The following is a 19,756-nucleotide window of genomic DNA, read 5'->3' as shown; positions in this document are numbered from 1 at the left end:
TCAATATCTCTGGATAATTAAAGTTACTGAAAAAAGAATGGGAAATTACTCTTGTTCATTTGGCCAACCATAGAAAATAGCTGAAACACCTTCTTTCAAGGCATGATCGAAGCACTCTAAAGAATCTATAAGTTCGGGAGAGCCTTCGTATAAGTTACGATTCGCAATAAACTGTTCTTCAATCTTTTTTACACTCCATCCTTCTTCATGTATATATGCTTTTGCTTTGGTTAATGCTGTTTCAATATCTGTTGAGTGAACCCAACAATTTATAAATGCGCTTTCAAACGTCTCCTTTTCCGGGTTATCAGAATACGGGGTTGCTTCTATCATGTAATAGTAAACTTCCATAATATTCTCCTTTTCACTTTTATTATTTTACTGAATGGAAACACCAGTTTAACCGGTGAAATTAAAATCTCGCTTCAATATGGAATACATATATAGATCATCATACTTTCCAGCCGTAAATTCATAACTTCTTAGAAGACCTTCTTTCTGGAACCCCTGTTTTTCGACCAGTTTCTGCGAGGATATGTTGGCTGGTTCTATTAAGGCTTCGATCCGCTGCAAGTTCATGTTTTCAAACCCATATGCTATAACTGCTTGGAATGCTTCACTTGCAATCCCTTTACCCCAGTATTCTTCACTCAATTCAAACCCAATTTCCGAACGGTGATGCTGAGCCTTTAAATTCAAAAATCCACAACTGCCAATAACTTTATCTTGGCCTTTTAAAGTAATGCCCCATCTGATTCCTGTATCTTTTTCAAAAATCGTTCTGTACCAAGAAATTTCATCGATCGCATCTTGCCGTGATTCGAAGGGTTCAATTCCCATATGCCTGGTAACTTTTTCATTGGATAAATACGCTAATACATTTTCTGCATCTTCTTCAGTTGCTTGCCTTAATATTAATCTCTCGGATCTAAGTGTGGGAAATGCATTTGTTTTGTCCATTTTTTCCTCCTGACTATCGATAGATTATTCAACCACCAGTTGAATCCATTCTGTTTCACCAAGAAAATCTTCTCTCGTGAGTTTTTGATTTGAAATCTTTTGGCGGTATGATGTAATGGTCCCATCATGTGTAACGATATAAACTTTGCGGGATTTAAAACTTTGGCAAAAACCAATAAAATCTTCAGCCAACTGGTCAAATCCATCTTCAGGCAGCGTGTTAATGCCTTCTGGCCACAAGCAGGAAGACGAGTCTGGCGCAAAAATGAAATTTTGAAAGTCACTTTGAAGCCTCTTTAAATCAAGCAGCCTGTCACAGGGCAAAGTTGCAGCATTCGACCGAGCAGGAAATATTCGTGGACCTGCCAATGGATGGATGAATTTTTGGCATGCTATACCCGCGCTCCAGATCGATGCCGTTTGAAGGGTTCTTAAAGTCGGGCTAACGATTAACATATCTTTAGCGTTTAATGGAAGTGAAGTTCTTAGTTTCCCAGCTTGGCTGATTCCTTTGAAAGTCAATGAAGGATTGGTCAAATGAAGGCTGTCGGGCAAATTCACTGTATGCTCGCCTTGGCCATGGCGAATAAAAATCATTTCCAAATTTCCATCTCCTGTCTATGAGTTTAGTTCATCCAATACTTCTTGCAGGGTAGATTGGCCGGCAATCGTGAACTCTCTCCTCAATGCCGCTTTAAGAGCTCTTTTGATCCCATTTTCATTCTCTTGGTCAGCTAAAGTGACGACTGAGTTTGCAACAGCACATCTTACTACATAAGATGGATCGCTCAATAGGTTCAAGAGTGATTGCAAATGCATTTGAGAACCCAACAGATACAAACCGGTATAGATCCCTACTTTGGCTAAACTGCTCTTTTCCTGCTGGAGCTGTTTTTGAAGTACAGGAATGGCAGTTGCGGCTCCAATTTTGCCAAGTCCTGCTGCAGCATCTCTCCGGACAATTTCTTCCTCATCACTTAAGGATCTAACAAGATATTGTTCCGCTCTAGCATCCCTCAGCTCACCTAAGCCCTCTACCGCTGACATTCGCACCAGTTCGTCTGAGTCTTTCAGCCGCCTGATATGTGCATTGAAAACATCTTCTCCCCTATACTCCCATAATGATTCAAGAGCCAAATAACGGACTTCTTCGTCCGGATCTTCAGTCAATAGCAGGAGTACGGATTTAATCATCGGATTGACAGGAAGTTCTCCCAATGCTGCGATAGCTGTTATTCGGACCTCTCGGTTATCTTCTTTTAAATATTCCGCTATTCCATGAAAGGCGTCCGGTCCGCCGTGTTCCAACAATTGTTGGATTGCCAATAATTTTTGCTCGAGTATCATGATTGAAATGATCAACTCCTTTTTAAGTTGCTGTATAGAACACCATAAACAGGCTGAACAAAGCAATAAAACACAACATGATAAAAACTATTTTTCTTCCTGGTTCATTTTTAAAGTATAGATTCAACATCAGAAAATAAAGCGCACTGCTTATGAGAATAAAAAGCAGAAATCCGCTGACATCTTTTATTTCATGGACATAGATAGAAATCAGCAATCCCACAAACAAAAGGACACCGTACCAATTCATGACTCTTCTTAAGCTGATCTGTTTGCTTAGATCTGCTTTCGCATGTGAACGAGATTCCATTTCCCACCTCTTTATCCATTTCAGTTAGCTATTTATACGAAAAGCAGAATAGGATAGTTTCAATTTTTGTAAATTGTTCCAGGTGCTTTTCTTCAGAGTATCACTTTTATCCTTGTCCAAATTAAAAAAAGAAGAAACTTCATTAAGAAGTTCTTCCTTTTGCCACTTAGAACATAGAGCTCTAGTATGCTTTTGCCCAATAAACCAATTCTTTCGCAGCTCTTCCGCAATACACACAAGTATCAGAAACGCCTTTTTCCTCAAATGGAATGCAGCGTGAAGTCGCCTGCGTTTGTTCTTTTATTTGGTCTTCACATGCTTGATCGCCGCACCACATCGCTTTGATAAACCCGCCAACCTGGAGCAAATTGTCTTTAAACTCATCCATATTCACAGCAACGCTTGTTTTAGTCAACCGATGTTCCAATGCTTTTTCGTATAACGAGCTTTGAATCTCCTGGAGCAGCCGTTCAATTGCTGTTTCGATCTCATGATTCTTTACATCAATTTTCTCTCCGGTATCTCTTCGGACCAAAACTACTTTTCCGTTTTCAATATCTTTCGGACCAATTTCCAAGCGGATTGGAATTCCTTTCATTTCGGATTCATTGAATTTCCACCCTGGTTTTTTATCGCTCGCATCTATGCTAACCCGCAAAGAAGTTTGGAGCGAATGGTGAATTTCGTAGGCTGCATCAAGTACCCCTTCCTTATGCTGTGCGATTGGAACAATCTGTACTTGGGTTGGAGCTATAGCTGGCGGCAGCACCAATCCTTTGTCGTCGCCATGGACCATAATCATCGCTCCAATGATTCTAGTGGTGAACCCCCATGAAGTTTGATGAACTGGCTGCAGCTTTCCTTCCCTGTTTAGAAACTCGATTCCAAAAGTCTCCGCAAATCCGGTGCCGAAGTTGTGGGAAGTTCCGGATTGAAGCGCTTTTCCGTCATGCATCAAACTTTCAATCGTGTAGGTAGACTTTGCTCCTGCAAATTTTTCCTTTTCAGTTTTGCGCCCCTTTATCACTGGGATCGCCAATACCCGCTCACAAATATCAGCATATACGTCGAGCATCTTGAGCGTTTCTTTCTGAGCCTCGTCTTCTGTTTCATGGCAAGTATGTCCTTCCTGCCACAAAAATTCGAGCGTGCGTAAAAAAGGCCTTGTCGTTTTTTCCCAGCGGACGACATTTGACCACTGGTTATACAGCTTCGGCAAATCGCGATATGAATGGATGATGTTTTTGTAATGTTCGGCAAACAAAACTTCTGATGTTGGCCGAATGCACAAGCGTTCTGCCAGCTTCTCGTCTCCGCCATGTGTAACCCACGCCACTTCAGGCGCAAATCCTTTGATGTGATCCTTTTCCTTTTGGAGCAGGCTTTCTGGTATGAGCAGTGGCATGTAGACATTTTCATGTCCCGTGTCTTTGATTTCCTGGTCAAGCGACGCTTTGATGTTTTCCCAGATCGCATAGCCATAAGGGCGGATGATCATGGAGCCTCGAACGCTTGAGTAGTCAATCAGTTCTGCTTTGGTGACAACATCTGTGTACCATTGTGCAAAGTCTTTATCCATGTTGGTAATTTGTTCAACTAATTGTTTGGCCATGACCATTCTCCTTTTAAAAAATATTTTGGAACACAAAAAAACTCCACTTTAAACTAAGGGACCTCTGGAGGCGGTACCACCCTTATTTAAAGCAAAGCTTTACTCTCGAAATGGCTAACGGCATCAACCGCTGTATTTTTCAATACAGAATATGAAAGGCAGGTTCAACAAATGTACTTTGGATATCTCGCAGCTTTTGATATCCTCTCTGAAAAAATACAGCTTGTTTACTATTCCTTAAACGTGCGAATGGATTGCTATTTGTATTTTATACAGATTAATCTAAATAATAGAATAAGTCAATGTTGATAAGTACAGGTTATGTCTAGATTTATCTAGCCTTACTTCTCCCAAACTTTTGAGTAATGAAGCATCTCTTCTTGGTTCATGCCCATTTGTTCATATAGCTTTTGCGCTTGGACATTATCTGTTGCTGTTTCAAGTGCCACAAATCGAGCATCCTTCTCTTCGCAGTATTCAAAACTTTTCTCCATTAATTGTTTGCCTGCACCTTGCTTGCGAAACCGTGGATCAACATATAAATCATTCAGGATATAAGCTCTCTTCAAAGAGACCGACGAAAATATCGGATACAACTGAACAAAACCAGCTGCCTCGCCTTCCACAAAAGCGATAAAAATAATCGATTCCTCTTTTAAAATTCGTTCTTCCAAAAAATGATGTGCCGCTTGCTTATCCTCTTGTTGGCCATAAAACTGTCTATATCCATCAAATAAAGGAACAACTCGCTCCACCGTGTCCAGTGTGACTCTTTCTATATGCATGCTTTTACCTCTTTTCTTTTATTAGTACTTCTGTAACATATAGTAAAATAAAGTACTTTATTTAGAAAGAGCAAAATTTGGATTCAACGGTTTCTTTATTCCCAACCAAAATACCCCCAATGGACTTGTTGAGTCCATTGGGGGTATTCATCAACTTAAAATTAAGCAGTCGTTAATGCATTTACTGCCAAAATAGCATCTGCTACTTGTTCAGGTGTTAGTTCCGGGTTCATGTTGTGTGTGGTTTCGCCTTCCACAGTTGCCAATTTGCCGATTTCCAACAAATCTTCGTAAGCGACATCTTCCAAATGCAGATCTTTTAACGTGGTCGGCAGTTCGATTGATTTAAAGAAATCAACATAGCGCATAATCTCTTTTTCGGAATAGCCTTCGAGTACCAACTGAGTCAAGACTCCATAAGCCACTTTCTGGCCGTGGGTCAATTTGTGAATATCCCCTTTTAATGCGGTGAATCCGTTATGAATCGCATGGGCGGCAGCGAGTCCACCATTTTCAAAGCCTATGCCTGACAATAAGGTATTTGCTTCAATAATCGCTTCCACTTGTGGAGTCACAATTTTTTGCTTGGCTGCTTTGTATGCCGCGATCCCTTGGTCAAACAGGATTTCTTCTGCTTTTTCCGCAATCGCAATTGCTGCAAGCGTTGCTTTCCCGCCAGCCATTGTATTGGAATTGCGTTTTTGTGAAGCTTTCACTTCAACCAGTGTCGCCATGGCATCTCCCATGCCGGAAGCAAGCAAGAAGATTGGTGCGCCTACAACCACTTTGGAATCAATCAAAACCAATTCCGGATTTTTGTTATAGAATTTGTAGCCTTCAAATACACCTTCATCCGAGTAGATTACAGAAAGTGCGCTCGTTGGTGCATCTGTGGATGCAGTTGTTGGAGCTACAACCACCGGAATGCCCAGTGCATCGCCCACGGCTTTTGCCGTATCGATAGTCTTGCCGCCGCCTAAGCCAATGACTACGTCCGCTTTTTTATCCTTGCCGACTTCAGTCAGACGAGTGATTTCTGTATTTGACGCTTCGCCAGTAAACTCTTCGTAGATGTAAGTGGTATTTGCAGCTTCAAAACTTTCTTTAACAGTGTCGCCAGTAATGTCCCAAACAATGCTATCCGATAACACGAGCGGAGCTTTCCCGATTTTCGCTACTTCTTCGCCAATTTCGCTAAGAACCCCAGCACCTTGGATATATTTTTTGGGTGAAATAAATACTTTCTTTTGCATAATTAATTGCTCCTTTCAAATCTTGTATTACAGTCCATTAAAATAATAGCACTAAGTACTATGCTTCCCTGGAAGTTAGCTAGGTAAACAAAGTGTGTTTTCAAAAAAAGCTCTTAGTGCAACTTGCCTGCAATAGCATATATTCAAAATATCAATTAAATGAAACTTTATAAGAGGCCAAACGATATACTTACTACACATTATTCTGTGCGGGGGAGGGTTTATCCCTATGGCAATGGAAATGCTTGTTCCACTTGGGTTAATGATCTTGTTTCTTATTTTAAGCATTATTTTATTGCAGGGAAAAGGTGCTTTTCTGATTGCTGGTTACAACACGATGCCGGCTGAAGAAAAAGCGAAGTATGATGAAATGGCTTTGTGTAAAGCTACGGGGAAAGTATTGCTCAGCATTGCATTTTCCATGGCAATTATTTTCGTTGGAGAATATCTTCAACTAAGTTGGTTACTAATCATTGGGAATAGTTTGATGGTTGCCACCATCGTAGTTGCTTTGGTTTATATGAACACAGGAGATTGTTATAAATTAAACGATGGTTCGTGACCTCTAAATTTAAAAATGAGGGCATTCGATGATTTATTCGAATGCCCTCATTTATTTTCATATAGATTAATCTATGGTTTGACATGTTTTCTGACATGAATTCTCCTTAGTTTATCTACCCTCTAAGAAAGCCGCCTTCTGAATTAATAATTTGTCCGGTAATCCATTCTGCTTCTTCGCTGGCCAGAAAGGCGATAATGTTCGCCGCATCCTCTGGTTGCCCAATCCTTCCAGCTGGAAACTGGGGAAGCAAATGCTGTCGAATGCCATCCGTCATCCAAGTCGTATCGGTCGGCCCAGGATTAACTGCATTGACTGTAATGCCCAATCTGGCAAGATCTGAAGACAGCGAAACCGAAAAGGCTGAGATGGCTCCCTTAGTTGCCACATAGGCTAATTCTTTGGGCATTGGTCCCAAGCCTTGTCCAGATACTAAGTTGACAATTCTGCCGTTCTTGCTTTCGCTTTTTTGGAACTGCCGGGCAAACTCTGTACAAAGAAGGCAAGTCGTTCTGACGTTCACGTAATAATGGTCATCCAATATTTTTTCCGTAAGTGCCATGTAATCTGAATCTGTTGAATGGGCTGCGTTGTTAATCAAGATGTTAGGCTTTCCAATTTTTTTAATCACTGCTGACAACACGACTTTGTAAGCCTCTCTTTCAGACAAATCTACTTCTATAAATTCACACTGCACACCCATATCAACTAGTTCTGTTTGAAACTTTGAAGGGAAATCAAAATTTGATTCCCAGTGAGTGAAGAATATATCTACACCTTGCGAAGCCAGCTTTCGACAGACTGCGGCCCCAATGCCTTTTGGATGGCCTACACCTGTTACAACTGCTATGCGCTTTTGTTGTTCAGCCACTATAGAGTTCCCCCTTTGAGTATAGAATGCTTTAATCCGCGGTAATTTTCTTGTAGATTTTTATTTTACCAATCATAACTTTTCAAACGCTCTGCTTCCTTGTCGCACCCAATCTTCTTGAGTTCTTTAACGAGAAAAGCTTTGAGTTCTAAGTCCTCGAAAATTACTCCCGTGAACTGAGCATCGCGTATGAATGCCAGTTTACGATCGTCAGAAGCCTGTTCAAAATACGTGCATATTTCTTCAAGAGTTATTTTTTCTGTTATTTCAAAAGAATTCGTATCTGGTGCTCCGCCTGTCTTACCAAAATTCGCTACTCCAACCCCATCTAAAGTGGGCAATACAATCTGCGCATTCCGTTCAGCAGAAACTGTAGTCTTTACATAGTCATAAACATCAACAATTTCTTTAGAGTCCATGAAATTTTTTAGTTTTAATTCCAATTCATTTCGCTTAGAGTTTGCTTCGAACTCCTCTTCTGCCTCCTGCAGAAAGAGCTGATATCGATCCTTCGACTCAATTATCGGTGCATTGTATAACATCAGCAAGTGCTTATCGCTGTTAAGGTAGTTGATAAATTCTTTCGGATTGCGTGCCAGCAGTTGTACAGCATTTTCTGGATCCTCCATTGGAAATATACAAACAACAAACGCTTGCTCCAAATCGGTGACTGTACCAAAGTCTGTTAACAAGCCAATATGAATACCATCTACACCCGGAGACATGAATGGCAGTACATCAAGCGGTGTCTGATGGTAGGCCATTCTGCTGTCAGTCCATTCCAAACCAAAGTATTCGTCAAATGATACCCCTTCTTTATCCAATAATTCGCTGAACTTTTTCAGTTGCTTCAATGTTGGCGGGAGAAAACTCAAATCAAGTTTTACTTCCTCTTGTTCTTTTGACCAATCCATTGCTTGACCCCCAATTTTTTCCCCATATCTTCTTAGTAATATACTCAGATCAAACCAATTCCTTAACAAAATGGCTGCACTTGCCATCATTTAAATATATGCTGTACCCTCTGTTCTTATAAAAACCAATCGCGCTTTGCCAGTCATTGTTTGTTTCCAAAACTAATTGTTGATATCCGTTTTCTTTCGACCACGACTCCAAGCTATGGATCATCCCTTTGGCGACACCGGTTCTTCTGTATTCTTTCAAGACTGACATCCGTTCGACTCTTCCAACGCTTAAGGATTCCATAGATACAGCGCCGGTGCAAATCACCCGATCTTTGTAGATGCCAACCAAAAACACAGCCCTTTGTCCGCTATAGCTCAAGACAATGCTTTTTAAATCTGGATTATACTTGGGATCGATAAAGCCAAAGCGCTCTTCTAACCCTTTTAAAACCACCGCTCTAGCCTGCTCTTCAAAAGGCTCTGTAATCCTGTGTATTTGCATTCTCTCTAAAACTTCGTTTGGATTCATTTTTCACCTATCCTATGCAAGATTTCATCCACTGACAGTTTGCTCAAGCTCACTAATTTGATCAGCAGCCAGGGATTTAAGTTCTTCAGAAAGCCAGACGAGCCGCTCTTTTATCGCTGCTGCATTGCCATACCGGATCCTCTTCTCTTCAGATATCTCTTCTGACAACAAGCAAAAATGACTGTGTGCGGTCTCCAGCAATTGCAGCAGCTGTTCGCCCCTCACTTCCCTTTCAACTTGCAGATCGCCCGCGCTGTACCCTTCGAGAAACCCTATTGCCATCGCTTTCAGCTGGTCGGCACACTTTGAAAATTGATGGCTGCGGTAGCGTTCTGTATCCGCCAAACCGATAAAGTAGGTTTCGTAAAGGTTCATAAAATTGCCGGCCATCCCTCGCGAATAATAAATGCTTGGATATGGATCGATTAAACGGACACGGCCATCATTCAGTAAAATGTTTTCCGGTGATACGTCCTGATTTGCCAGAAGCGGCTTTTTAAATTGCCGATTTCTAAGCTCTACAGCTACTTGGATTGCTCGACTGACGACAGGGTCTTCAAACTCTGAACGGGCTGTGCATAAGACGCTGTAATCAGCTAAATGCTCTTTGCTTTCTTCTTTTAAAAACTCTCTTGCATTGCCATCAAAAGCACCATGCAGCCCTTTATCCTGCGTCCATGCAAGATATCCATAACCGTCAAGTTCGTGTGGAATTTCTTCTGTTTGCCAATGGATTTTTCCGACTTCCAGTCCTGTTTGAAACGCCATTTCTTCTGTCACTGTATGCAAGTCGATTGGATTGCCGGCGAAGGTTTCCAATGTGTAGGTCAGTCTCGGTGATACATGAAAATCATAAAACTCCGGTGCTGCACCTTCATTTGCTTTGTTGACAGACTGATAGTACAGTTTTGTTCCACCATATTCTGCTCTTAATGCAGCCTCGTTAAACGCCACCGATTTCCCATAAGCGTTTCTTTGGGAATTCGCAGTACAAAGTCACCGCCGGCTTTCTGTACTTTCCATGCACAATGCCAAGCCCCTTCTCCAAGAAATATCGGATCTCGAACGCTGGCATGCGCCAGTGCTGCTTCCAGTTTTGTTCGATTCATGCTCCTACCTACTCTCTATTCAAAGATACGTCTACCTATATTGATTTTATACATTTTTGAAAATTAAATTAGAATCGCGTTACAAATATTTGAATTTTATTGAAGAAGATATTTAAAATTCAGGGCAAGATGAATCTATTAAATTATCTACAAGTGTATGGCTACATCTCCAATATTTTTACATTCGAAAAAAGAGAGAAAATGGACTTTTGCGACGCTTTTCTCTCTGCTTTTCAAATATTATTGGATTTAAAAGTTATGTAACTGCTATAGCTTTAGTTTTAATCCTTCATGTGATGCTGCAAAACCAAGTTGTTCGTAAAAGCGCAATGCATCCTGGCGCTTTTTATCTGTGGTAAGTTGAACCAAATGGCAGCCACGATCTTTCGCCCGGGAAATTGCCCATTGAATGAGCTGAGTCCCTATGCCTTTTCCTCGATGTAAAGAAGACGTTCTCACGCCTTCAATCGTGGCTCTCCATCCGCCTTGATACGTTAAATAAGGAGTGAACGTAATCTGTTGGACACCAATGATCTCATAGCCCATACAAGCCACTATCAATTCATTATTGGGATCATTTGTTATAGCATGAAATGCTTGTAGGTAGCTATCTGGAAGTGGTTGCTCATAACGTTCTCTTTGGCTGCCGAGAAGATCGTCGTTCAGCATTTCTACAATGCTATCCAAATCTCCAAGAGTCGCCAGTCTAAAATCAATATTTTGAGTCATATGTAATATCCCCTTTATTTTTCCAGCATTTTTATAATAGAAGACTTTGGAACAGTGAAACTGTAAGTATTGTTGTAAACAAAGTGCCTGCCGTCATTAAAGTGGCTATTTTCCGCCCGTTTTTTGTCTCTGAAGACTTTGCCAGTTCGTTGGTCAGAAGCACCCAAATTACACTGGTAACTATAGCAAGTAGGCCGATAGCTTCTGTAGACATATGGAGTCCCCCTTCTATTTTACATATTCTGTGAATCTTACTTTTCTTATATACGAAACGGCAAAGTTGAGGTTTCATCTTTTATGCGAGAAAGGCTATATTCGCTCCTTTTTTTACTTCCCTTACACTTTAAGGTTCTTTTAAGCTTTGCGGTCAATAATTGTAGTAACAAAGAACGAATAAAATGATTTGGAGATGTATAGTATGAAGTTTTTAACTCAAGTTTTAAAAGATGGATTGGCTAAAGCTGGTGCTGCAATTCTTTCAAGCGTCATATTTATTGAGTTGTGTACGGTGTTGTTCATTCATCACCTACATATACGATTTGATCCATTAAAATAAACATTGCTCTTTACCGCCATTCCAGACGAATCAAGAATCATGGATCTTCGTTTTTCCTTTGCTATCGTCATGGAATAATAAAATAAAGATTTCAACTGTAAAAGAAAGGATTTTCACAAGCCTTGAAGAATTTAGTGTAAGAAAAGAATAAAAAATCTGAGGAGGGATTAGCATGGCAATGGAGTACAAGCACATCTTAACGGCAGTTGATGGATCACGTGAAGCAGAATGGGCGCTAAAAAAGTCGGTGCAAATAGCAAAACGAGATAATGCCGTATTGAATTTAATTTATGTAGTGGATACCCGTTCCTTTACGGCGATGACCAAACGTGTGCCGGATATGAATGATGAAGTTTTTGAATATGGCAAACAGCTGCTTAATAAATATAAAGAAGAAGCTGCTGCAGCCGGAGTTTCAGAAGTGAATGTGTTTGTAGTCCCAGGCTCTCCTAATAAGGTCATTTCGCGCGATTACGCAAAACAGGTAGATGCCGACCTTATTGTATGCGGAGCTCAGGGCTTAAATGCAGTTGAACATTATTTAATGGGCAGTGTGTCTCAGCACATTGTCAGCAGCAGTCCTTGTGATGTATTAGTTGTTCGAAGAGAAAAAGCTGAGGATTAAAAGGACAAATTTTAACAATGCCCGGTTAACTTGCCTACCGAGCTAACCGGACTTTTCTGATTTTGCATCAGGCTCAAATTTATCAGCTAGTCCAGTTAAATCGCCAGAAGAATCGAGAATCCGAAATATACAACCAATCCAGATATAAAAATTAAAATGTACTTAGCTTTTCTTTTCATTGGCAGTTCCTCCTAACTAACACTGACTGATAACTAACTAGTTTTTTGCTTTCTTCTATCGAATTTTATGCTCTGCGCACATGTCTCGATATAGGGTGATAAAATGCCTTAGACTCATCGATAACTTCAGTTTATTGCCAAGTTATTTAGTCGCTGTTTATAAAGTCAATTATTTTCGTTTAACAATCCATCTAATTAACAAAATTACAAAAATGATAATAGCACCAAATATCAGGTATGTTGCCAATACATCTACCCAATTAATGTAAGACTCTTCGACCAATGAGTTTTCCTCCTTTACTTGTTCTATTTTTTCAAAAATTAGCAAGCTGATAAGTACCAGTCTGGATGATGCCTTTTTACAACTACTCAGCAAAAAGTAAAGTGAGACAAACAGAAGAATATACGGACCTTAATAATCGTAGCAAAGTATTAAATGATCACTGCATAATCAAACATAAGTTTACTTCATCCAACGAAAAGGACAAAATAGCCAATAGTTTTGGAATCTGATACTCCCCTTTTGTTATTATAAAAGCTTGTGAGTGCGACTAAGACAGAGTCCATTTTTTACTTTTTTATAAATACAATTAAAATACTTTTATCTGCAAAGGAGCTTATAAATGAATAGAGAAAAATGTCCGTGCTGCGGCTATCCTACTTTAAATAGAAGATCTTACGATGAAATCTGCATATTGTGCGATTGGCAGGATTCGGGTTACAGTGAGCAGACTCCTGAAACAATGGATGGAGGTCCAAATGGCGATTACTCATTAGAAGAAGCCAGGCGGAATTTTGCTGTCCACTTTACGATGTATCGAGAAAAACCCCGGAGCATACCTTCTGCATTCTTAGTGAAAAAAAGAATTTTGATAGATGCCTATCAACTATTGGATGAGGACAACGAAGAAAACGAGTTGATCAAATGGAACGAAATTTTCATGCTTGAAAAAGAACTGCTTTTATATGGATAGGATTTGCGTATAAAAGAGATGTATTATTCTACAGTTAGCGGGAAAAAATAATGGCCAGTTCCTTGTTCCCAAGTTGCTGCCACTTCATAAATTGTTCTTCCGCTTTGCCCCTCTAGTGCAACTACGTTTGAAGAAGCTTCTCTAGTATTCTTAGCATCCCAAATATTAACTTGATAAAAAAGCGGTTCTTCTTCAAATCTAAACTGAATGGATGTTTCTGAATTTACCGCAGGTGCCTCCCGATTACCGACTAAATCAAAAGGTGAGATCGATTCTGTTTGAACAGTAGCCATCATATTTTCCTCTTGATCAAAGTAGTTCCACTCATAACCACTTAAACCGGCAGAATAGTCCTCTTCATTTATTCTAACTTTCAGATGCGGTGGTTTTTGTGATACATAGTCAGTATTTTCTATAGAATTACTATTATCATTTCCGATCACTTGATTCTCTTGAACACAACCAGCCAACAACAAAGTAATAATACTGCTTAAATACAAAGTTTTAGACTTCAATACTTTCCCCTCCCAGCACAAATTTAGACGTGCACTAAATTTATTAGTTACCTTAAATCAATTTTGCTATCAAAGTTGTGGGCAACTGTTGGAAAGTCAGGGCAGCGAGAATACTTTTGAAAAGTTCGAGTACCTACAAATTTGAAATTCAGTAAGTTTCACTCTCCATGAGGTGAAAAGTTTACTCCCTGAGTTCAATCTCCTGCAGCAAATACTTTTTTATTTTCCTCTAATGCGAATAAGCAAAGCGTTTTAAGATTTTCAGCGAGTATATTTATTCTCCACGTGAAGTTATCTGTTTTCCATCGTTTCTTTGTTTTCAAGCTATATTCATTTAAAAGCCTTTCACAAATAAGAATTAACTCACTTATTTCGTTAGGTGAAAAGAATCGATCATTATATTGATCCAGGTTTATTAAGAGACTATATCTTTTCGCTGGATAACCTTCCCGGGTCAATAAATAGTGGTAAAGGTCTTCATCAAACTTCACGTGTTTTTCAGAAATAGCTGCTTCTTTACTTGTATTAGCAATATAAAAATCGATTCCATTTGTCATTGTGTGCCTCATCTCAATTGGTGATTGTATTAAGCGCAATCCGGCTAAGAATACAGCTATCAAGAGTGCTTAAATAAAAAGTTCTACTTATATATATGATAAAATAGAGGCGAATATTTCAACAGTTTTCCCTTCAGATAGAATTGCCTTTCACGGGATATCCTTTAATCATAGTATAGGGGGATTGGAAATATGCTTAATTTTGTAGAAACTGAATCTAAAGGAAATCAATCCATCCTCTTTATTCATGGAATTGGTGCGAGTAGTTGGATGTGGTGGCAGCAGGAACCAGCCTTTTCGGATTATCAACTTGTTCTGGTGGATTTGCCTGGACACGGAAAAAGCAGATCAACTCCATGGACTGGTTTAGCGGATGCGACCGATTTGATTGCACATCAGGTGATCGGAAATCGATCGGTTCATGTTGTGGGAATTTCGTTGGGTGGGCACGTTGCTTTAGAATTAGCTAAACGATACCCTGAAAAAATTATTAGTGCGTTCATAAGCGGCATTACCGTAAAACCCATGCGATTTCAATTTTTGTTAAAAGTGCAATCCCGTATAGTTCAGCGAGGAATACAAGATGAACGATATCTCAAAAAGTTAGCACGTGAACATTACCATTTGCCTCAAGACAAAATACCGGTTTTTATAACGAACTACCAGCTTCTGACTCGGGAAACTTATGAAACGATTTGGCAGGAAATCATGCAATTTCGTCTTGATGAGTCGTATGCTAACATTGACTGTCCCTGTCTAATAGTCGCTGGCGATCAAGAATCTCGCGGCATTCTCGAATCTGTTGAAACAGCTCCGCAGTTCCTACCAAGCGCAGTTGGAAGATTAATCCCTAAAGCTCAACATGCCTGGCCTGTCCAAAATGCACAGCTTTTTAATCGTACTTTAAGAGACTGGCTAAATCCCCATAGTTAAAAATTCTCCCCATTAGCATATTCATTTTCGTGTATAAATGTGATAAACGGTACTATATCCACTAGCTCCACCGTATCCACCACCAAAATTCAATCCCTTTGTTTTGTAATCAATACCGTTGCTTCTAAGTTTTTCTAACATGGCGAAATGTTGATCTAAACTCGTAGTGGTATGGACCAATTCCCACCTCTCTAAAAAAACTCTTTTTAAGAATTTGAGCATTGTTGTCCCTCCATTGTACTTTTTTGAAAAACAACTTTTATCTCTATACTTAAATTTCTATTAGCCTTTTATTAAGAGAACTTGATGATATTTATTTGTCCTTTTCTTCCTGCCTACTATATATCTCATAAGCAATATACCCGAGTAACAAACCTATTCCTGCACCCAGGCTTATTGCAGTCCCTACAGTAATTTGAAAAAGGTTGCTGAAAACCAAACCGATAGCAGAACCAAAAAGCATTCCGAGTGGTATTAAGCTATCCAATAAACTTTGAGCATCTTTAGATTTTTTCTTACCCAGTGTGCCTCTTTCCTGTTTATTTTTGAGCCTTTTAATCACAAATAATGCAATTCCTCCTACTATTGCTATAGGAAGCACAATTAGTAAAATTTCAATTGCTGTCTCCATGTAAAAACCCCTTATCTATTAGGTAGACTTCACTATTTGTTAAATAACTTATATACTCGGTAAACAAAATTGAAAACATCGACCTTATACTAAGCTTCATAAATACCATATTCTCCTATTAACCATAACAAAATTATCCATTTATCGCCATGGAAAACAAAATTTTCAGACATTATTGTTGGTTGAAGGCAACGAATCTTAAGAAAGATGATTTGATTTCAAAAATTGAACTGTCTTTTCTTCGGCTTTATTCGCAGAATTTCCAAGCCAAATTAAATGTCCCCATGACTCTATTAGACAAAGTTCGGAAGAAGGAATGTGTTGATGTGCATAATAGGGGTGTTCGAGAGACACCGCAGCATCATGTTTACTATGGATAATTAGAGTAGGGCACGTTACTGTTTGTAAATCTGTAATTGTTAACTCTTTTATATGGGTCAGGTCTACCATAAAGCCAGAACCTGATCGTTGGTGATTGTTCATTTTTTGAAGAGCCTCAATATCGCTGTCGGCTATTTTGTCTTTTGCTTCACTGTAAATCAGATTGCTAAACGATGAAAACATTGATCGAAAAACAAATCGCGGGAATCTATTGCTTATGGCAGAAATGAAAGTCCAGGTGACCTTTTCACTAAAGGGTTGAAATAAGATTTTGGCTGCCATGTATTCTTTATCTTTTGGCTGAATCCACCTTTTTGTCACTGCGGATTGTAAAGTTAAAGTTTTGACGAGCTTTGGATAATGTGCAGCTAAATAAATCCCACTGGGTCCACCGGCAGAAATTGCGAGCAGATGGACTTTCTCAATGTTTAAATGTCCCATTAAACCGCGGTAACATTCGCAAGCGGTTGAAAGGCTTTTCCCTACTTCTTTTGAAGTCCCTCCATACCCTGCTCTTGAAGGAGTAATTATTGAAAAGCCGTTGTCCACTAACCCCTTATAGCCCATTTCTTCATGGCAATTTGAATGTCCACCGTGCATGACAAGTATCGGTTCTCCTTTTCCTACTACCGAATATTCAATGGACATGCCTTCCCACGAAAATGTCTCGATCTTTCGCTCCATATGCATTCACCTCTTATTGTAGATGTTGAACTAACAAATTTTTATTGCTGACAACTTCCAATACAATAAAAAACAGACGTAAATATAGAGGAGCATTTAGGATTTTTCCTAAATGCTCCTCTTTTTTACGCTTCGCTCTTATTTAAATCGTTGCTTTCTGACATAGCAATGACTTCCCATAAATGGCCATCGAGATCCTGAAAACTCCAAGCATACATGTACTCATCATCCATCACATCATTCGATGCTTTACCGCCAGCTTCTAATGCTTTGTTGACAATGTCGTCAACGCTTTGACGGCTGTCAGCCGAAAGTGCCACAATTACTTCTGTATTTTTCGTCGAATCTGCAAGCTCTTTTTTGGTAAAAGTTTTAAAGAAGGGTTCAATCAACAGCATAACGAAAATATTTTCACCGACAATCATACACGTTGCATTTTCATCCATCATTTCTGGGTGAAACTCAAATCCAAGATTTGTAAAAAATTCCACTGATTTGTCCAAATCTTTTACAGGTAAATTGACGTAAATCTCTTTTGCTTTTAATGTCATTGATATTCCTCCAATCTGTATTAGGATTACAATCTACCTAATTCGTTGGATTTAAAAAAATTCCTGCAAAATTTAATACTATACTCTTGTTTTTCAAAAAAGAGTATTTACTTGCGATAGTTTAAGTGTTTGGATAAAGATACTTCCGCTAATTAAAGAACAATAAAGGATACACCGATATTTGTTAATTGCTTTAAAAAATCCTCATTTATACCTTTTTCAAGAAGTACTTTACCCGTAATATATATGTTTTTCTGAGTAACCTAGATTCCAAAATGATTAAACAAGTAACAAGGCATCTAAATCTAAAATAAGTATAGTTCGCCGATTTTCTTGCTTAATCCAGCCCTGCTCTTCAAATTTCGTAAGCTTGCGGCTTATGGTTTCTGGCGCTGTTCCAAGAAAAGATGCGAGGTCTTTTCGTGACATTGGAAGACGAATCACTGCAGTTTCACTTTCTTCAGCCAATTCAACTAAATATAAGGCAATACGTTTATCCACATCTTCGGTGGCAAAACTAGTCAACTGATGTTCTGCAGAATCAAGTCGTTTTGAAAATTCCGCTAAAATTTTCAATGAAATATTGGGATGCTTCTGCAGCAATTCTTGTAAATCAGAATTTTTTATGCTGCAAATCTCTGTTTTCTCCATAGCTTCTCCATAGACTTCATGAATGGATTCCGTAAAGACAGCAAGTTCACCTGTAAACTCACCTGGCGCTAAAATTCTAATCAACTGTTCCTTGCCATTCTCCGATAAACGATACACCTTTATTTTTCCTTCATGAACAATATACAAAGAGTTTGAAGTGTCGCCAGCTCTGTATAATGTTTCACCTTTCTTCAAAGAAACTGGACGTGTGGCTTTCGCTATCATCTCCATTTCTTCTGGTGGGAGATGGTTAAAAATCGGAACAATAGAAACACACAACTCGTGCTTTTTACTGGTTTTTGGATCATCATGCCGAATTTCACCTTCATGGTCCATACTTCCAATCCTCCCTTCGTGTGTCAATTAAACGATAGGACTAAAAATATACTTCTTTATCATTGAAACGTTGCGATCTCTGTCGAAAAGTTTGAGAAGTACGACTACTTATATGTTTTGTAAACTAATTTTCGTAATTAAAAACAGCAAATGCATTTTAACCGCCAATATAAGACATACCGATTTTTTTACGGGTTTTTGCAGTTTGTTCTGTTCGTTCGTCAGAATAGCGATCTGTACGATTGCCCCATACATCGCTGACTGCCTTTAAAATTTCAGCATCACTTAAACCATTTCGTATTAAGTCACGAATGTCAAAACCTTCTGTGGCAAATAAACAAGTATAAAACTTCCCATCAGAAGACAGGCGTGCACGCGTACAGGAAGAACAGAAAGATTCTGAAACGGAAGTAATAAATCCTATTTGTGAGTTGCTTTCTTTATAACTGTATCGCTTTGCCACTTCACCAAAATAGTCTTTATCGACAGGATCAAGTTCGTAGACGGTTTGAAGCAACTCAAGAATTTCTTTTTTCGTGATTACTTTTTTAAAGCTCCAGCCATTGTCGGTTCCCACGTCCATAAATTCAATAAAGCGCAGTGTAATTCCCCGTTCTTTAAAATAAGCGGCCATTGGCAAAATTTCTTTTTCATTAACATCTTTTTGAACGACCATGTTTATTTTTATTTCAAAACCTAGTTCGTTTGCATAGTCAATTTGCTGAAGTATGTTTGAAGAACCAACACCTCTGCCATTGAGTTTACCAAAAAGAGTAGAATCCAATGCATCCAGACTGATGTTCAATCTTCTTAAACCCGCATCATACAAAGCTTGTCCTTGTTTTTTTAACAAAAGACCATTAGTGGTCAACCCCAAGTCCTCTACGCCGTCGACTGATAAAATTTGCTTGATCAGTTCTGGAAGTCCAGTACGTAATAAGGGTTCTCCCCCTGTTAATCTGATTTTTTTAACTCCCATCGATACAAATAACTTAGTCAACCGATAAATTTCTTCAAAAGATAGTAATTCCTGTTTTGGTAAAAATGCATAGTCATCCCCAAAAACTTCTTTGGGCATACAATAGGAGCATCGGAAATTGCACCGGTCTGTAACAGAAATTCGCAAATCGCGGATCGGCCGGCCCAGTTGATCGTTCAATGGTTGTCTTTCCATAGTGCTTCTCCCTTTCTACTGCTTGTAATATCAAGTC

27 protein-coding genes and 1 other annotated feature are annotated in these 19,756 nt (G+C 39.2%); of the genes, 4 read left to right on the top strand and 23 right to left on the bottom strand.

From position 1 onward, the window contains the following. Nucleotides 1–45 precede the first annotated feature (45 nt). The 8 genes from QOZ98_RS00415 to QOZ98_RS00380 form a co-directional block, all read right to left on the bottom strand. The gene (locus tag QOZ98_RS00415) at nucleotides 46–351 is read right to left on the bottom strand and encodes a hypothetical protein (protein ID WP_308785588.1); all 306 of its coding nucleotides are present in this window, start codon (nucleotides 349–351) and stop codon (nucleotides 46–48) included. A gap of 48 nt (nucleotides 352–399) precedes the next feature. After that, the gene (locus QOZ98_RS00410) at nucleotides 400–960 is read right to left on the bottom strand and encodes a GNAT family N-acetyltransferase (protein WP_308785587.1); all 561 of its coding nucleotides are present in this window, start codon (nucleotides 958–960) and stop codon (nucleotides 400–402) included. Between the two features lie 24 nt (nucleotides 961–984). Further along, nucleotides 985–1,563, bottom strand: a complete 579-nt coding sequence (locus tag QOZ98_RS00405) for a histidine phosphatase family protein (protein WP_308785586.1) — start codon at nucleotides 1,561–1,563, stop codon at nucleotides 985–987. Between the two features lie 15 nt (nucleotides 1,564–1,578). Beyond that, nucleotides 1,579–2,307: a HEAT repeat domain-containing protein gene (locus QOZ98_RS00400; RefSeq protein ID WP_308785585.1), complete on the bottom strand. Its 729-nt coding sequence runs from the start codon at nucleotides 2,305–2,307 to the stop codon at nucleotides 1,579–1,581. Between the two features lie 22 nt (nucleotides 2,308–2,329). Continuing rightward, nucleotides 2,330–2,617, bottom strand: coding sequence for a hypothetical protein (locus QOZ98_RS00395; protein WP_308785584.1), 288 nt, complete (start codon nucleotides 2,615–2,617; stop codon nucleotides 2,330–2,332). A gap of 181 nt (nucleotides 2,618–2,798) precedes the next feature. After that, the gene (gene proS, locus QOZ98_RS00390) at nucleotides 2,799–4,229 is read right to left on the bottom strand and encodes a proline--tRNA ligase (RefSeq protein ID WP_308785583.1); all 1,431 of its coding nucleotides are present in this window, start codon (nucleotides 4,227–4,229) and stop codon (nucleotides 2,799–2,801) included. A 53-nt stretch (nucleotides 4,230–4,282) separates the two neighbouring features. Then, nucleotides 4,283–4,476, bottom strand: a binding site (T-box leader). Nucleotides 4,477–4,570: 94 nt separating this feature from the next. After that, a complete protein-coding gene (locus tag QOZ98_RS00385) occupies nucleotides 4,571–5,014 on the bottom strand; it encodes a GNAT family N-acetyltransferase (RefSeq protein WP_308785582.1) in 444 nt (147 codons plus the stop codon). A gap of 161 nt (nucleotides 5,015–5,175) precedes the next feature. Then, entirely contained in the window at nucleotides 5,176–6,267 is a 1,092-nt protein-coding gene (locus tag QOZ98_RS00380) for a glycerol dehydrogenase (protein ID WP_308785581.1), read from the bottom strand. Between the two features lie 229 nt (nucleotides 6,268–6,496). On the opposite strand from QOZ98_RS00380, the gene QOZ98_RS00375 reads away from it, so the two are divergent. Then, nucleotides 6,497–6,829, top strand: a complete 333-nt coding sequence (locus QOZ98_RS00375) for a DUF3784 domain-containing protein (protein ID WP_308785580.1) — start codon at nucleotides 6,497–6,499, stop codon at nucleotides 6,827–6,829. Nucleotides 6,830–6,944: 115 nt separating this feature from the next. Here the strand turns inward: QOZ98_RS00375 and QOZ98_RS00370 are convergent, their stop codons facing one another. The 7 genes from QOZ98_RS00370 to QOZ98_RS00340 all read right to left on the bottom strand — a co-directional run bounded on the left by QOZ98_RS00370 (nucleotide 6,945) and on the right by QOZ98_RS00340 (nucleotide 11,186). After that, nucleotides 6,945–7,700 (bottom strand): SDR family oxidoreductase, encoded by a 756-nt coding sequence (locus QOZ98_RS00370; protein WP_308785579.1) that lies wholly within the window; start codon nucleotides 7,698–7,700, stop codon nucleotides 6,945–6,947. A 65-nt stretch (nucleotides 7,701–7,765) separates the two neighbouring features. Then, complete coding sequence (locus tag QOZ98_RS00365; RefSeq protein WP_308785578.1) at nucleotides 7,766–8,614, bottom strand: hypothetical protein; 849 nt, start codon at nucleotides 8,612–8,614, stop codon at nucleotides 7,766–7,768. A gap of 49 nt (nucleotides 8,615–8,663) precedes the next feature. After that, nucleotides 8,664–9,134, bottom strand: coding sequence for a GNAT family N-acetyltransferase (locus QOZ98_RS00360; protein WP_308785577.1), 471 nt, complete (start codon nucleotides 9,132–9,134; stop codon nucleotides 8,664–8,666). Between the two features lie 24 nt (nucleotides 9,135–9,158). After that, nucleotides 9,159–10,088 carry a hypothetical protein gene (locus QOZ98_RS00355; RefSeq protein WP_308785576.1) on the bottom strand — a complete coding sequence of 310 codons (930 nt, stop codon included), beginning with the start codon at nucleotides 10,086–10,088 and terminating at the stop codon, nucleotides 9,159–9,161. After that, entirely contained in the window at nucleotides 10,064–10,243 is a 180-nt protein-coding gene (locus tag QOZ98_RS00350) for a hypothetical protein (protein ID WP_308785575.1), read from the bottom strand. The genes QOZ98_RS00355 and QOZ98_RS00350 overlap by 25 nt, the downstream gene beginning before the upstream one ends. Nucleotides 10,244–10,510: 267 nt before the next feature. Next, on the bottom strand, nucleotides 10,511–10,972 hold the full coding sequence (locus QOZ98_RS00345; RefSeq protein WP_308785574.1) for a GNAT family N-acetyltransferase: 462 nt from the start codon (nucleotides 10,970–10,972) through the stop codon (nucleotides 10,511–10,513). Nucleotides 10,973–11,003: 31 nt separating this feature from the next. After that, nucleotides 11,004–11,186, bottom strand: a complete 183-nt coding sequence (locus QOZ98_RS00340; protein WP_308785573.1) for a hypothetical protein — start codon at nucleotides 11,184–11,186, stop codon at nucleotides 11,004–11,006. Nucleotides 11,187–11,700: 514 nt separating this feature from the next. Here QOZ98_RS00340 and QOZ98_RS00335 point away from each other — a divergent pair. Further along, nucleotides 11,701–12,153: a universal stress protein gene (locus QOZ98_RS00335; protein ID WP_308785572.1), complete on the top strand. Its 453-nt coding sequence runs from the start codon at nucleotides 11,701–11,703 to the stop codon at nucleotides 12,151–12,153. Between the two features lie 802 nt (nucleotides 12,154–12,955). After that, a complete protein-coding gene (locus tag QOZ98_RS00330) occupies nucleotides 12,956–13,306 on the top strand; it encodes a CPCC family cysteine-rich protein (RefSeq protein ID WP_308785571.1) in 351 nt (116 codons plus the stop codon). Nucleotides 13,307–13,329: 23 nt separating this feature from the next. On the opposite strand, the gene QOZ98_RS00325 is transcribed toward QOZ98_RS00330, so the two are convergent. Both QOZ98_RS00325 and QOZ98_RS00320 read right to left on the bottom strand, forming a co-directional pair. Continuing rightward, a complete protein-coding gene (locus QOZ98_RS00325; RefSeq protein ID WP_308785570.1) occupies nucleotides 13,330–13,821 on the bottom strand; it encodes a hypothetical protein in 492 nt (163 codons plus the stop codon). 194 nt (nucleotides 13,822–14,015) lie between these two features. Beyond that, on the bottom strand, nucleotides 14,016–14,378 hold the full coding sequence (locus QOZ98_RS00320; RefSeq protein ID WP_308785569.1) for a hypothetical protein: 363 nt from the start codon (nucleotides 14,376–14,378) through the stop codon (nucleotides 14,016–14,018). A 192-nt stretch (nucleotides 14,379–14,570) separates the two neighbouring features. Between QOZ98_RS00320 and QOZ98_RS00315 the strand changes: the two genes are divergently transcribed. After that, nucleotides 14,571–15,311 (top strand): alpha/beta fold hydrolase, encoded by a 741-nt coding sequence (locus QOZ98_RS00315; protein ID WP_308785568.1) that lies wholly within the window; start codon nucleotides 14,571–14,573, stop codon nucleotides 15,309–15,311. 21 nt (nucleotides 15,312–15,332) lie between these two features. Here QOZ98_RS00315 and QOZ98_RS00310 read toward each other — a convergent pair whose 3' ends face one another. From QOZ98_RS00310 to moaA, 6 genes are all read right to left on the bottom strand, one after another. After that, on the bottom strand, nucleotides 15,333–15,533 hold the full coding sequence (locus QOZ98_RS00310) for a hypothetical protein (RefSeq protein WP_308785567.1): 201 nt from the start codon (nucleotides 15,531–15,533) through the stop codon (nucleotides 15,333–15,335). 91 nt (nucleotides 15,534–15,624) lie between these two features. Further along, nucleotides 15,625–15,942 carry a hypothetical protein gene (locus QOZ98_RS00305; RefSeq protein ID WP_308785566.1) on the bottom strand — a complete coding sequence of 106 codons (318 nt, stop codon included), beginning with the start codon at nucleotides 15,940–15,942 and terminating at the stop codon, nucleotides 15,625–15,627. A 198-nt stretch (nucleotides 15,943–16,140) separates the two neighbouring features. Then, nucleotides 16,141–17,007: an alpha/beta fold hydrolase gene (locus QOZ98_RS00300; RefSeq protein WP_308785565.1), complete on the bottom strand. Its 867-nt coding sequence runs from the start codon at nucleotides 17,005–17,007 to the stop codon at nucleotides 16,141–16,143. A 125-nt stretch (nucleotides 17,008–17,132) separates the two neighbouring features. Further along, on the bottom strand, nucleotides 17,133–17,558 hold the full coding sequence (locus QOZ98_RS00295) for a VOC family protein (protein ID WP_308785564.1): 426 nt from the start codon (nucleotides 17,556–17,558) through the stop codon (nucleotides 17,133–17,135). 279 nt (nucleotides 17,559–17,837) lie between these two features. Beyond that, complete coding sequence (locus tag QOZ98_RS00290; RefSeq protein ID WP_308785563.1) at nucleotides 17,838–18,545, bottom strand: Crp/Fnr family transcriptional regulator; 708 nt, start codon at nucleotides 18,543–18,545, stop codon at nucleotides 17,838–17,840. A gap of 157 nt (nucleotides 18,546–18,702) precedes the next feature. Beyond that, nucleotides 18,703–19,719 (bottom strand): GTP 3',8-cyclase MoaA, encoded by a 1,017-nt coding sequence (gene moaA / locus QOZ98_RS00285; protein WP_308785562.1) that lies wholly within the window; start codon nucleotides 19,717–19,719, stop codon nucleotides 18,703–18,705. Between the last annotated feature and the right edge of the window lie 37 nt (nucleotides 19,720–19,756).

The sequence above is a fragment of the Planomicrobium stackebrandtii genome, assembly GCF_030814955.1.
Classification (GTDB): domain Bacteria; phylum Bacillota; class Bacilli; order Bacillales_A; family Planococcaceae; genus Planococcus; species Planococcus stackebrandtii.
The sequence above is the reverse complement of the archived record's forward strand: the minus strand, read 5'-3'. Positions and strand labels throughout refer to the sequence as shown.